The 13132-nt window shown below is 72.4% G+C and carries 11 protein-coding genes and 1 riboswitch; of the genes, 5 read left to right on the top strand and 6 right to left on the bottom strand.

Annotated features, from left to right (window positions below; translation table 11 throughout):
• The first annotated feature begins 126 nt into the window (after positions 1-126).
• From LUU90_RS08915 to mutM, 4 genes are read left to right on the top strand one after another with little or no spacing between them, the layout of a single operon-like run.
• Positions 127-723 carry a YceD family protein gene (locus LUU90_RS08915; protein WP_275003022.1) on the top strand — a complete coding sequence of 199 codons (597 nt, stop codon included), beginning with the start codon at positions 127-129 and terminating at the stop codon, positions 721-723.
• 2 nt (positions 724-725) lie between these two features.
• Positions 726-920 (top strand): 50S ribosomal protein L32, encoded by a 195-nt coding sequence (rpmF, locus tag LUU90_RS08910; protein ID WP_108495103.1) that lies wholly within the window; start codon positions 726-728, stop codon positions 918-920.
• 1 nt (position 921) lies between these two features.
• Positions 922-1710: a ribonuclease III gene (rnc, locus tag LUU90_RS08905; RefSeq protein ID WP_275003021.1), complete on the top strand. Its 789-nt coding sequence runs from the start codon at positions 922-924 to the stop codon at positions 1708-1710.
• Positions 1703-2764, top strand: coding sequence for a bifunctional DNA-formamidopyrimidine glycosylase/DNA-(apurinic or apyrimidinic site) lyase (mutM, locus tag LUU90_RS08900; RefSeq protein ID WP_275003020.1), 1062 nt, complete (start codon positions 1703-1705; stop codon positions 2762-2764). The genes rnc and mutM overlap by 8 nt, the downstream gene beginning before the upstream one ends.
• Before the next feature lie 62 nt (positions 2765-2826).
• Here mutM and LUU90_RS08895 read toward each other — a convergent pair whose 3' ends face one another.
• The gene (locus tag LUU90_RS08895; protein ID WP_275003019.1) at positions 2827-3807 is read right to left on the bottom strand and encodes an NAD(P)-dependent oxidoreductase; all 981 of its coding nucleotides are present in this window, start codon (positions 3805-3807) and stop codon (positions 2827-2829) included.
• Between the two features lie 102 nt (positions 3808-3909).
• Positions 3910-4818: a C40 family peptidase gene (locus LUU90_RS08890; RefSeq protein WP_275003018.1), complete on the bottom strand. Its 909-nt coding sequence runs from the start codon at positions 4816-4818 to the stop codon at positions 3910-3912.
• Positions 4819-4970: riboswitch (cyclic di-AMP (ydaO/yuaA leader) on the bottom strand.
• A gap of 155 nt (positions 4971-5125) precedes the next feature.
• Here LUU90_RS08890 and LUU90_RS08885 point away from each other — a divergent pair.
• Positions 5126-6727, top strand: a complete 1602-nt coding sequence (locus tag LUU90_RS08885) for a phytoene desaturase family protein (RefSeq protein WP_275003017.1) — start codon at positions 5126-5128, stop codon at positions 6725-6727.
• Positions 6728-6786: 59 nt separating this feature from the next.
• On the opposite strand, the gene cydC is transcribed toward LUU90_RS08885, so the two are convergent.
• Genes cydC through LUU90_RS08865 form a run of 4 tightly spaced genes read right to left on the bottom strand, consistent with a single transcriptional unit; the run spans position 6787 to position 13129 of the window.
• Positions 6787-8676, bottom strand: coding sequence for a thiol reductant ABC exporter subunit CydC (gene cydC / locus LUU90_RS08880; RefSeq protein WP_275003016.1), 1890 nt, complete (start codon positions 8674-8676; stop codon positions 6787-6789).
• A complete protein-coding gene (gene cydD, locus LUU90_RS08875) occupies positions 8673-10502 on the bottom strand; it encodes a thiol reductant ABC exporter subunit CydD (protein ID WP_275003015.1) in 1830 nt (609 codons plus the stop codon). Before cydD ends, cydC begins: the two co-directional genes overlap by 4 nt.
• Positions 10503-10548: 46 nt before the next feature.
• The gene (gene cydB / locus LUU90_RS08870; RefSeq protein WP_275003014.1) at positions 10549-11598 is read right to left on the bottom strand and encodes a cytochrome d ubiquinol oxidase subunit II; all 1050 of its coding nucleotides are present in this window, start codon (positions 11596-11598) and stop codon (positions 10549-10551) included.
• A 34-nt stretch (positions 11599-11632) separates the two neighbouring features.
• Positions 11633-13129 (bottom strand): cytochrome ubiquinol oxidase subunit I, encoded by a 1497-nt coding sequence (locus tag LUU90_RS08865; RefSeq protein ID WP_275003013.1) that lies wholly within the window; start codon positions 13127-13129, stop codon positions 11633-11635.
• Between the last annotated feature and the right edge of the window lie 3 nt (positions 13130-13132).

The raw sequence follows: 13132 nt of genomic DNA, 5'->3' as shown, positions 1-13132 counted from the left end.
AGGGCTGTCACCCCGTACGGGCGCGCGTGAGCCCCGTTCCATGTCGTAGGATTGGTTTTTGGCCCGTGGCGTGATGGCTTGCGCCGGGTCCACCCCCCTTCACCGTCCTCTCGGACACTGCCTTTCATGGAGTCTGTTATTTCCCGCGAACCGAACTCACCGCTCGTGCTCGACACGCACGAGCTGTCTCGGCGTGCCGGATCGATGCGTACGCACAGCGCGACCGTGCAGGCGCCGTCGGACCTCGGTACCGCCGTGATCGGTATCCCGGAAGGCTCCGACCTCGAGCTGGATCTTCGACTCGAGTCCGTGATGGAAGGCGTGCTGGTCTCCGGCACGGTCCGCGGCACGGCAAAGGGTGAGTGCAGCCGCTGCCTCGACGACATCACTCGTGAGCTCACGGTCGATGTCACCGAGTTGTTCGCGTACCCCGAGAAGGTCGCGGCGTCGGTCAAGGCGGGGGACGTCGACGTAGAGGACGAAGAGTCAGTCCTGGACGACGACGACAATGCCGACCTGGAGCCTGTGCTTCGGGATTCGGTAGTGACTGCACTACCATTTCAACCGCTGTGCCGGGAGGACTGCCCGGGCCTGTGCTCCGAGTGTGGAGCACGCCTGGCTGACGACCCCGGTCATCAACATGACGTAGTCGACCCTCGTTGGTCGGCGCTTCAGAGCATGCTCGAATCTACGAGCGTGTCGGACGAGACGAAAGAGAGCTAGCCGTGGCTGTTCCGAAGCGCAAGATGTCGCGCAGCAACACCCGTGCGCGTCGCTCGCAGTGGAAGACCACCGCAGCGACCCTCACGACCTGCCCGCAGTGCCAGGGCAACAAGCTGCCGCACACGGCGTGCCCGACGTGTGGCACCTACAAGGGCCGCACGTACCGCGACGCCCTGAAGACCGTTCACGCGGGCTGACGTGGCCAAGGGCGGGACGTCGCCGGCGAGGCCGGAACCTACCGCGCTGCTCGAGAAGCTCGGGGTCCATCTGGACCCCGAGCTTCTTGTGCTGGCACTGACTCACCGGTCGTTCGCCCACGAGGCCGGTGGCATCCCCACGAACGAGCGCCTGGAGTTTCTGGGCGACGCCGTGCTGGGGCTCGTGGTCACGGAGGCGCTGTACCGGCGTCACCCCGACCTGTCCGAGGGTGACCTGGCGCGCATGCGCGCGGCGACCGTGTCGCAGCGCGCGCTGGCCGCGGTGGCGCGGACGCTCGGCCTCGGCAAGTACGTGCTGCTCGGCAAGGGTGAGATCCGCACGCGCGGCTTCGAGAAGGACTCGATCCTCTCCGACACGGTGGAGGCCCTGATCGGCGCCACCTACCTGTCGCACGGCCTGGAGACATCGCGTGCGCTGGTGCACCGCCTCGTCGACTCGACGCTCGACGTCGCCGCGGGCCTGGGTGCAGGCCTGGACTGGAAGACGTCGCTGCAGGAGGCCTCCGCCGAACGCGGACTGGGCGCGCCCGACTACATCGCCACGTTCGAGGGTCCCGAGCATGCCCGGGTCTTCCACTCGACCGTCGTGATCGACGGCGTCACCTACGGGTCCGGTTCAGGCAGCGCGAAGAAGCACGCCGAGCAGGGCGCGGCCGAGGAGACCTACCGGGCGCTCCTGGAGAAGTTCCCGCTGTCCAAGCCGGGGGACGACGGAGAGAGTGTCGCCGCGGACACCTCCGGGAGCAAGGCGCCGGCCACCGGTGCCTGAGCTCCCCGAGGTCGAGACCGTCCGGGACGGCCTCGACAGGCTTGTTGTCGGCGCGACCGTGCGCGACGTCGAGGTGTTTCGCGAGTACAGCGTCCGCCGGCACGACGGCGGTCCGGCTTCGTTCCGCGACCAGCTCGTCGGACGCCGGCTGAGCGCCGCCGTCCGCCGCGGCAAGTTCCTCTGGCTGCCGCTGGACGATCCCACACCGCCCGCATCGAACCCGCTGGTCGAGCTTGTCGAGACCCCCGCGGCTGCGCTCCTGGCGCACCTCGGTATGTCGGGTCAGCTGCTCGTGCGCGGCGCCACGGTGAGCGGTGTGCAGGATCCGGCGGCGACCGCCGTCCTGCCGTCGGGCCCGGACCAGGACCCGGACCAGGACCCGAACCCTGACGACTGGCAGCACCCCCACCTGCGGGTCCGCCTGCACCTGACGGGCGCCCCCTCCGGCGCGCGCTACCTCGACTTCGTGGACCAGCGCACGTTCGGGCACCTGAGCGTGCAGGACCTGGTACCCGCCGACGCCGCACCGGCGTCGAGCATCCCGGCCGGGCACGGCTCGGACCTGCCCCTGCTCCCGCAGCCGGTCGCGCACATCGCCCGTGACCTGCTCGACCCGAACCTGGACCTGGACGGCCTGGTGGGCCGCGTGCGCCGCCGTCGGACCCAGATGAAGCGGGCGCTGCTGGACCAGACCGTCGTGTCCGGCGTGGGCAACATCTACGCCGACGAGGCGCTGTGGCGGGCGAAGGTGCACTGGGCGCGGCCCACCGACAAGCTCCGGGTCGCGGACGTGCGCCGTGTGCTGGACTCGGCGGCCGAGGTGATGCGCGAGGCGCTGGTCCAGGGCGGCACCAGCTTCGACGAGCTGTACGTCAACGTGAACGGCGAGTCGGGCTACTTCGACCGCTCGCTCGCGGTGTACGGGCAGGAGAACGAGGCGTGCCGTCGCTGTGGCGCGCTGGTGCGCCGGGACGCGTTCATGAACCGGTCCTCGTTCAGCTGCCCGGTCTGCCAGCCGGCCCCGCGCCCCGCACCCCATAACCACTCCCGTTGAGTGCTGGCTATTTGTGGGCCGGGAGCACGCCAGACCACAAATAGCCAGCACTCAACGGCTGGTCAGCGGGGGGCTCGGTTCCGGATGCTCTCGGTGTCCGTTCGCCAGGCCGTGAGCTGGTCGGCGAGGAACCGGGCCGCGCCGCGCGGACGCCCGCCCGCCACGTGGGGCGTGAGAATCAGGTTCGGGACGTCCCAGAGCGGAGAGCCCTCCGGCAGAGGTTCCGTCTCCATGACGTCGAGCGCAGCGCCGGCGAGCCGCCCGGAACGCAACGCGTCGATGAGTGCGGCCTCGTCCACCGTCGCACCCCGCCCCACGTTCACGAATCGCGCCGACGGCGGCAGCAGGCTCAGCAGGCGGGCGTCGAGGATGTGCCGGGTGGCGGGCACCGCGGGCAGCAGGGAGACGAGCAGGTCGGTCTCCGCCAGCAGGGCGTCCAGGCCGTCGGGGCCCACCACGGGGTAGCCGGACCGTTCACCCGCGCCCGAGGCGACGCCGGTGACCTGCGCACCCAGCGCCGTCAGCAGCGGGGACAGCCGCAGGGCGATGGACCCGAACCCCCAGACCGTCACACGCGCGCCGTCGAGCGTGTACTCGCGCTCGGTGCCCGGGTCCGCCTGGGCGAACGCGATCTCCTTGGCCCAGTGGTGCTCCCGCTGCGCGGCGAGGGAGACGTCGATGCGGCGAACGGTCGCCAGGATCAGCGCCAGCGCGTGCTCGGTGACGGTGTCGTCGTGCAGGGTCTGGCCGGAGGAGATCACGACGTCGGGGCCGAACCCGGCCCGCAGGGCGACGTCCGGGCCGGCCGAGAGCGTCTGCACCCAGCGCAGCCGGGGCATCCGGCGGGCGGCGTCGGCGAGGACCTTGGGCGGGCTGGACCAGGTGACCAGCATCTCGGCGTCGGTGTGCTCCTCGGGGACCGGCTCGTTCATCGCGTAGGCGACGACGGTGTCGGTACCGCCGGGTGCGAAGGAGGCTCCGCCGTCGGGAAGCAGGGACGGGAAGTCGAGGTCGAAGGGCACGTCCGGTACGAGGATCTTCACGTCCGGGACGTTACCTGACGTGCTCCCGGACGAGCACGAGGTGTGTCGCGACCAGGGAGCCTGGCGCGACACACCTCGTGGTCCGGCGTGGGGACGGGAGGGTCAGCCCGTCACCCGGATGTACACCGGGTTGTTCTGCCACATCTTGCCGTACTGCACCGGCTTGCCCTGCTGCTGGGCCTCGACGACCATGCCGTTCCCGGCGTAGAGGGCCACGTGCCCGGGCGTCCACACGATGTCGCCCGGCTGGGCCTCGGCGGCGGAGACCTGACGCCCGATCGTCGAGATCGCGCTCGAGCTGTGGGGAACCGAGACACCGAGCTGGCCGTAGACGTACTGGATGAGCCCGGAGCAGTCGAAGCCGCTGGGGGAGGCTCCGCCCCACACGTAGGGCACGCCGACGTACTCGAGGGCGAGGTTGACGGCCTGCTGGCCCAGACCGGAGGCGTCGGCGACGTTCTCGACGACGGCGACCGTCTCGGCCTCCGCGGTGGCCGCAGCTTCGGCAGCGGCTTCGGCAGCGGCGGCTGCCTCGGCCTCGGCCTGCGCCTTCGCCTCGGCCTCTGCCTTGGCGCGAGCCTCCGCCTCGGCCTTCGCCTTGGCCTCGGCGATGCCTGCCTCGGTCTCGGCGTACGGAGTCACGGACACCCGTCCGCGCTCGGCGTAGAAGTCGGCGTCCTGCGTGACCTTGACCTTGGTCACCAGGTTCTCGGAGACGCTGGCGCGGGTCGTGGTGTCGACGGTGTTGCTGACCGGCGTCGCGCCCGCGAGCGTGGCCTGCGTGTGCGTCTCGGCGGGTGCGGTGTGCGCGGTCTGGGCGAAGACCGACGCCAGCATGCCGGACGTGACGACCGCGATGGCGCCGGTCCGGGCAGCATTCTCGGCGGCGATCTGGGTCAGTGCGGTGAAGGGGGTGAGCGCGGGGCCGTCGGCGCGGTGCCTGCCCCGGTTGCTGGGGCGGTTTGCCTGGTCGTCCGCCCAGTCGTGGGTGCGGTCGGTGAGTACGGTCACCAGTGTTCTCCTCAGACGCCTACGAAGTGAGCTGTCGGGTTCGGATGGGGAGAGCGATCACCCGGCCTCGCGAGGAGGCTTCACCCCTAGGGCACTTGCGTGCCCGCTTACTTGGTTCCCCCGTCCCTGTCACGTTCTAGCTGCTCAGATCCGGTGACAGGGTTCGGCGTCCGGACCTGGACCTCCCCGTTGCTGGAGAGGCGAGATCGACCGTACCCGCCTGTCGCGTAAATGTCACGATTAGGTCACATACCGACTTGTGATGGAACCGCCCTGGCAATCTGTGCCCCATGCCACTATGGCGTCCATGACCGATTCCATGCGTTCGCGGTACGACGTCGTCGTCGTGGGTGGCGGTCACAACGGCCTCACCGCGGCGGCCTACGTGGCCCGTGGCGGACGCTCCGTCCTCGTCCTCGAACGTGCCGACCACGTGGGCGGTGCTGCCGTCTCCGCCCGCCCGTTCGCCGGGACGGACGCGCGGCTGTCGCGCTACTCCTACCTCGTCTCGCTCCTGCCGCGACAGGTGATCGAGGAGCTCGGGCTCCCCATCACCCTGAAGCGCCGCCGCTGGTCCTCGTACACACCGGTGGGAGACGGCGGCCTCCTCGTCGACAGCCAGGACGCCGCCGCCACGCGCGCCTCCTTCCGCCGTCTCACCGGTTCCGACGCCGACTTCGAGGCGTGGGGCCGCTTCTACGCCATGACCGCGGAGGTGGCCCGCCGCCTCGCGCCGACGCTCACCGAACCGCTGCTCCCGCGGTCGGCGGTCCGGGACCTCGTGGTCGACGGCGTGGGCGAGGAAGCCTGGCGCGCGCTCTTCGAGGAGCCCCTGGGTGAGGTGCTGCGCCGCACCTTCGCCGACGACGTCGTGCGCGGCATCGCGGCCACCGACGGGCTGATCGGCACGTTCGCCGACCTCGACGAGCCGTCCCTGCGGCAGAACCGCTGCTTCCTCTACCACGTCATCGGTAACGGGACCGGCGACTGGGACGTGCCCGTGGGCGGCATGGGCGCCGTCTCCGGCGCGCTGCGCGACGCCGCCGTCGCCGCCGGCGCGACCATCGTCACCTCCGCGACCGTCACCGCCGTCGACCCCGGAGCTTCCGGCGTGGAGGTCGCGTGGACCGACGCCGACGGGCGCACCCGGGGCGTTACCGGCGGGCACGTGCTCGCCGGGTGCGCCCCGGCGGAGCTGGACCGGCTGCTGGGTGGCGACCCGCCGGCGTCGGCCGACTCCCCGGAGGGTGCCCAGCTCAAGGTGAACATGCTCCTGACACGCCTCCCGCGGCTGCGTGACGACGTCGACCCCGTCGCCGCGTTCAGCGGCACCCTGCACGTCAACGAGTCGCTGACCCAGCTCCAGGCGGCGCACGCCCAGGCCTCCGCCGGGCAGATCCCCGAGCTGCCGCCGAGCGAGATCTACTGCCACACGCTGACCGACCGGACCATCCTCGGGCCGGCGCTCGCCGGGACCGACGCGCAGACCATCACGCTGTTCGGGCTGCACATGCCTGCGCGCCTCTTCCGCGCGGATCCCGACGGCGCCCGCGACCACGCGCTCCGGGCCACGCTCACGTCGTTGGACTCCGTGCTCGCCGAGCCGATCGAGGACGTGCTCGCCCTCGACGCCGACGGTGCCCCGTGCCTGGAGGTGCGCACGCCGGTCGACCTGGAGGGCGACGTCGGGCTGCCGGGCGGGCACATCTTCCACCGGGACCTGAGCTGGCCCTTCGCCGAGCCTCGTGACGAGGAGACCGCCCCTGCTACGCCGGGCGCCGAGGCCGCTCGCTGGGGCGTGGCGACCGACCACCCCCGGGTGCTGCTCGCGGGCGCCGGCGCCCGCCGAGGCGGCGGCGTCAGCGGCATCCCGGGCCGAGCGGCGGCCATGGCGGTCCTGAGCGGCTGACCACAGCAGTTCCTGCCACGACGGGGTGCCGTACGGCAGGAACTGCTGTCGTCAACGGCTCACGTCTCCTCCTGGGCCGCCGACCAGCTGTACTCCCGGTGGTGCGCCCGGAGGGTCTCGTGGGTGCCGCGGGCGGTGACAGCGGCCGGGGCGTCGGGCGCGGCGAGGGCGTCGTGGCCCAGGAGCAGGACCTCGTCGGCGGCCGCCAGCGGGGTGAGGCGGTGCGTCGCCAGCAGCACCGCCCGGCGGGTCTCGCGTGCGTGGTCGGCAAGGGCACGCACCAGCGCGTCCGCGGTCGCGCCGTCCAGGTGCTCGGCGGGCTCGTCCACGAGCAGTACCGCGGCCGGTGCCAGCAGCGCACGCGCGACCAGGAGCCGACGGCGCTCGCCGCCCGAGACCGCCGCCGCATCCGTGCCCACCACGGTGTCCAGCCCGTCGGGAAGCGCCGCCAGCCAGTCGCCCAGCCCCACGGCGTCGAGCGCGCCGCGAGCCTCGGCCGCCGTGACGTCGCCGCGCGCGACCCGCAGGTTCTCGAGCACGGAGGTGTCGAACACGTGCCCGTCCTCGGCCACGAACAGCCGCGCCCGTGGCGCCGTTTGGGTGGTCGGTAGAACGTCAGATGGTCGGTCGCTCGGAATGCCGACCTCCTGACGTTCTGCCGACCGTCCACCTACGTGTCCCTCACGGGGCGGGAGGAGGCCGGCCGCTGTCATCAGGAGGGTCGTCTTGCCGACGCCGGAGGGGCCCGCCAGCGCGACGACCGACCCCGGGCGCAGCGTGAGGGACACGCCCTCGACGACGGTCCGCGGCGCGCCCTCACCCTCGGACCAGCCGGCCGCGACGTCGTCGAGCACGAGCAGCGCTGCGCCCTCCGCCGCGCCTTCCACCGCCCCTTCCACCGCGTCCTCCACGGCGCCGCCCGGCACCGGAGCCACGCGGACGCCCCCGACGTCCGCCACCGGAGCCGCGTCGGGGAGCAGCTCCAGCAGGCGGCGCGCGGCCTCTCTCGACCTGTGCAGCTGGACGGCGGCGGCGGGGAGCCCGGCCGTCGCCTCGAACACGGCGAGCGGCGTCAGCACGATCACGGACAACGCCTCCACGGACAGCGAGCCCGACAGCGTCGCCGGGATACCCAGCGCGATCGAGGCGAGCACCGCGAGACCCTGGGCCAGCGCCCCCAGGGCAGCGGCCAGCCCGGACGTGCGAGCACCGTCGTCGGCGACGGCGGACAGGCGCGCGTCGGCGGCGTCCAGGTCGGCCAGCCGCGCGCCGAACCGCCCGGACACGCGCAGCGGCGCCGACTCCTCCAGGATCTCCAGGGACAACGCCGTCACCTCCCCACGGACGGCGGCGCCCCGCGCCTCGGTCCGGGCAGCGGCCCTGGCCGCGAGCCACGGCGTCACCACACCGGCGAGCACCAGGCACAGCGCCAGGGCCGCTCCCGCCGCCGGCAGCAGCACACCCACCAGGATCACCGAGCCGAGCGAGGTCACGACGGCGACACCCGCCGGCACGATCGAGCGGACCACGACGTCACCGACGTCGTCCACGTCCTGTCCGATCCGGGCCAGCAGCTCACCACGCCGCACCGTGACCGGACGGTCGTCGGCGGCGAGCCGGTCGTACAGGTTGGCGCGGAGGGCCGCCATGCCACGGAGGGCGACGTCGTGCGAGGCGAGGCGCTCGCAGTAGCGCAGCACGCCGCGCCCGATCCCGAAGGCCCGTACCGCGACCACCGCCACGGAGAGGGTCAGCACCGGGGGCATCTGCGCGGCCCGGGCGACCAGCCAGGCGGCGACCGCCGCGAGCCCGATCGCGCACGCGAGTGCCAGGACGCCGAGCCCGATCGCCGCCGCCACCTTGACCGGCCGGACCTCCAGCAGCGGCAGCACGCGGCGCAGGGGGTCGGGGCGGGCGGTCCCGGACCGGCGCTGTGTCGGGGTGGTCATGATGCCTCCGGGTCTGCCGCGGAGCGGACGTCGATCACCTGGTCCGCGAGGCCGAGCAGCGACGCGCGGTGGGCCACCACGAGCACGGTCCGCCCGGCATCGCGCCACGCACGTACCGTGTTGAGCACCGCTTGCTCGCCGCGCGCGTCGAGGTGAGCCGTCGGCTCGTCGAGGATCACCAGCGGCCGGGCGGCGGCGTCGTCGAGGAGGGCGGACGTGAGCGCCACGCGCTGGCGTTGCCCCACGGACAGCCCCACGCCGCCGAGCCCGACGCGCGTGTCCCAGCCGTTCGGCAGTGCGCCGACGACGGCGTCGAGCCCGGTCAGACGCGCCGCCTCGGCGAGCGCGGGGTCGGTCACGTGCGACGCGCCGTCCAGGACGACGTCGCGCAGCCGCCCCGGTGCGAGCGAGGGGCGCTGCGGAACCCACGTCAGGCCCGCCCACCACGCCTCCAGCTCGTCGGCCGACAGACCGGCGAGGTCGCGGAGCGCGCCGCCGGGTGCGAGCAGCCCCACACGTCCGGCGTCCGGTGCCAGCAGGCCGAGGACCACGAGCACGGCCGTCGACTTGCCCGACCCGCTCGGCCCGCGTAGCGCGACGATCCGGCCGGCGCCGGCCGCGCCGGACCCGAGGGGGATCCGGGCCGACAGCCCGGCGGGTGCGACGACGCCTCGCCCGGCGGCCCGCACGGAGATCCCGTCCAGCACGAGCTCACCGCCGGCCGCCCCCAGCCCGGCCGCCCCCGGACCGGCCACCCCCAGATCAGACGCGGCCGCGGCAGCACCTTCCGGCCGGACGGAACCAGCCGGTCGGATGAGCGCGAGGGCCCGGGACGCGGCCGCGACACCGTCGACGGAAGCGTGGAACTCCGCCCCGACCCGCCGCAGCGGCAGGTACACCTCGGGAGCCAGCACGAGCACCGCGATCGCCGGCTGCAGCTCCATGGCGCCCTCGACGAGCCGCAGCCCCACGCCGACGGCGACGATCGCCACCGACAGCGTCGTGAGCAGCTCGAGCACCATCGACGAGAGGAACGCGATCCGCAGCGTCCCCATGGTCGCCCTGCGGGAGGCGTCGCCGAGCGCACGCACGCGTTCCCCGGGCCCGAACGACCGCCCGAAGGCGCGGAGGGTCGGCAGCCCGGCGACGAGGTCGAGCACCTGGGTGCCGAGCCGCTCGACGGTGGCGAGCCGCCGCTCCGACGCCCCGGCCGTCAGCCGCCCGACGAGCACCATGAACATGGGCACGAGCGGCAGCGTGACGAACAGGATCACCGCCGTGACCCAGTCCAGGCCGAGCACCACGACGACCAGGGCGGGCGTGAGCAGCGCCGTCAGCACCAGCTGCGGTACGTACCGCACGAGGTACGGCTCCAGCGCGTCGAGGCCGCGCGTCGCGAGGGTCGCCACCTCGGCCTCCGGGCTTGCGCCATGTCCGGTGCCGGACGCCGGAGCGCCGAGCCCGCCGTCCGCCGTCGTGCCGCCGACCGCGGCGGGCACGCCCACCCGGGGGCCGCGCGACGCCCAGGCCTCGACCACGGCGTGGCGGAGCTCGGCGATGGTCCGGGCGGCGGCACGCAGGGCGTACCGCTCCTGCGCCCACGCGACGCCGGCCCGCCCGGCGACGACGAGCGCCAGCCCGGCGAAGTACCACGACGCCGCCTCGGCCAGGCCCGCTCCGAGCACCACCGGCGCGAGCAGCGCCGCGATGAGCAGCGCCTGCGCGACGATCAGCCCGGCCGCGACCACACCCAGCCCGACCGTCAGCGCCACGTACCAGCGGGCCGCGCTGACCTGCTGCAGCAGCCGGGGGTCGAGGGGCTTCATGCGCTCACGCCTCCGGACCCGCTCAGAAACCCGCTCAGATACCCGCTCAGAACGCCGACTCCTTGATCTTCTTCCAGGTGAGCCCGCCGGGTGCCGGGATGTGGCCCACCGTCAGCCGACGCCGGAAGACCCAGTACGTCCAGGCCTGGTACAGGATCACCAACGGCGTGAGCACCACGGCGACCCAGGTCACGACGGTCAGGGTGTACGGGGTCGACGCCGCCGCCGCGATGCTGAGCGATGTGCCCCCGTCCAGACCCGGCATGACGTCGGGGAACATGGACCCGAAGATCAGCACCACCGAGGCGACGATCGTCAGCGCGGACAGCGTGAAGGCGTAGCCCTCACGTCCGGCGCGGTTCGTCAGGAAGACGCCGACCAGGGCCAGTGCGGCGACCGCCACGACCACCCAGGTCCAGGCCGGGGAGTACGCGACCTGCGCCCAGACCGCCCACCCGCCGGCCACGACGAGAGCCTCGACCGACAGCACCCCGGCGAACCGACGGGCGCGCGCGCGGATCTCGCCGTCGGTCTTGAGTGCGACGAACACCGCGCCGTGCAGCAGGAAGAGCACGAGCGTCGTCAGACCGCCGAGCAGCGCGAACGGGTTGAACAGGGCCCAGAAGCCACCCACGTACTGATAGCTCTCGTCGAGCTGGACGCCGCGCACCAGGTTCGCGAACATCACGCCCCACAGGATCGCAGGCACCCAGGAACCGAACTGGATGGCGATGTCGCAGCGGCGGGCCCAGGCGGCGTCGGCGATCTTGCCGCGGTACTCGAAGGCGACGCCACGCACGATGAGCGCGACCAGGATGGCGAGCAGCGGGAGGTAGAAGCCGGAGAACAGAGTGGCGTACCACTCGGGGAACACCGCGAAGGTGGCGGCGCCCGCGGTGATGAGCCACACCTCGTTGCCGTCCCAGACCGGCCCGATGCTGTTGACCAGCACCCGCCGCTCCTTCTCGCGGTGCGCGGCGTCGCCGCGGGGGAGCAGGGACATGAGCATCCCGACGCCGAAGTCGAAGCCCTCGAGCACGAGGTACGCGGTCCACAGAGCCGCGATGAGGAAGAACCACACGAGTGCGAGGTCCACGGTCACGTCCTTTGTCAGTCTCGGGTGCGGGTGGTCAGTAGGCGAACGAGAGCGGCCGGTCGGTCTCGTCCTCGGCGGCCTCGGGCGACTCGTCGCGCACCGTCGAGGGCACGCCCTCGACCGCGTACCGGTGCATGAGCCGGTACCAGACCACGGCGAGCACGCCGTAGAGCAGGGTGAACACGATCATCGAGGTGAGGACCATGCCCGGGCTGACGACGGTCGAGACGCCGCGCTCCGTGAGCAGCCGGATCTGGTCGATCCCCGTGGGGTTGGGGGCGACCACCCAGGGCTGGCGGCCCATCTCGGTGAAGATCCACCCGAACGACGAGGCGATGAACGGCGTGGGGATCGCGGCGATCCCGATCCGGGCGAGCCACGGGTTGTCGCTGATCCGCCCGCGCCGCGTGAACCAGAGGGCGGCCGCGGCCAGCAGCGCGGACCCGGCGGCGAACCCGATCATGAGCCGGAAGCTCCAGTAGGTGACGGCGAGGTTCGGCGTGTACGAGATGGGGTTGCCCGCCTCGTCGGTCTCGCCGTAGCGCTCGGCGTACTCCTCCTGGACGTCGTAGACACCGGGCAGGTAGCTGTCCTCGCCGGAGAACGTGCCGGTGCCGAGGTAGCTGGCCAGGCCGGGCACCTCGAGGATGTGCCGCACGCCCTCGCACGAGTTCGACAGGTCGCCGATCGTGAGGATCGAGAAGTTCGCGCTCTCCTCGCCCTCGCACAATGCCTCGGCCGACGCCATCTTGCCCGGCTGCTGCTCGAACATCAGCTTTCCCTGGGCGTCGCCCGTCAGCGCGACACCGGCGCCCGAGATCAGCATGACCACGGTGCCGAGCACCACGGCGGGCCGGTAGACGGTCCGGGCCAGCTCGACGGCGTCCTCCTGCCGGGTCCGTGCCAGGCGCACCATCCACCAGGCGGCGATGCCGGCCACGAACGTGCCGGCCGTGAGGAACGCCGCCGCCACCGCGTGCGGGTAGGCGGCCCACAGCGTGTTGTTGCCGAGGATCGCCCAGATCGACTCCATCTCGGCGCGCCCGGTCTCCGGGTTGTACCGGGCGCCCACCGGGTGCTGCATCCACGAGTTGGCCGCGAGGATGAACAGGGCCGACAGGTTCACGGCGATCGCCACGGCCCAGATGCAGGCCAGGTGCACGCGCTTGTTCAGCCGGTCCCAGCCGAAGATCCACAGGCCCAGGAACACCGACTCGACGAAGAACGCCGCGAGGGCCTCCATGGCGAGCGGGGCGCCGAACACGTCGCCGACGAACCGGGAGTACTCGCTCCAGTTCATCCCGAACTGGAACTCCTGAACGATGCCGGTGACGACGCCGAGCGCGAAGTTGATCAGGAAGAGCTTGCCGAAGAACTTCGTCAGCTTGAGCCAGCGCTCGTTCCCCGTGCGGACCCAGGCGGTCTGCATGATGGCCACGAGCGGGGCGAGGCCGATCGTGAGCGGTACGAAGATGAAGTGATAGACGGTGGTGATGCCGAACTGCCAGCGTGCCAGGTCGAGTGCTTCCACTCC

This window comes from Promicromonospora iranensis, from assembly GCF_028994775.1.
Taxonomy (GTDB): Bacteria; Actinomycetota; Actinomycetes; order Actinomycetales; family Cellulomonadaceae; genus Promicromonospora; species Promicromonospora iranensis_A.
This window is presented reverse-complemented; position numbering and strand designations above follow the sequence as displayed.

Excerpts from the sequence above, each read along its gene's own strand:
- LUU90_RS08915 (WP_275003022.1), top strand. The coding sequence starts at position 127 with ATGGAGTCTGTTATTTCCCGCGAACCGAACTCACCGCTCGTGCTCGAC.
- LUU90_RS08885 (WP_275003017.1), top strand. The coding sequence starts at position 5,126 with ATGACCGATTCCATGCGTTCGCGGTACGACGTCGTCGTCGTGGGTGGC.
- cydC (WP_275003016.1), bottom strand. The coding sequence starts at position 8,676 with ATGACCACCCCGACACAGCGCCGGTCCGGGACCGCCCGCCCCGACCCC.
- cydD (WP_275003015.1), bottom strand. The coding sequence starts at position 10,502 with ATGAAGCCCCTCGACCCCCGGCTGCTGCAGCAGGTCAGCGCGGCCCGC.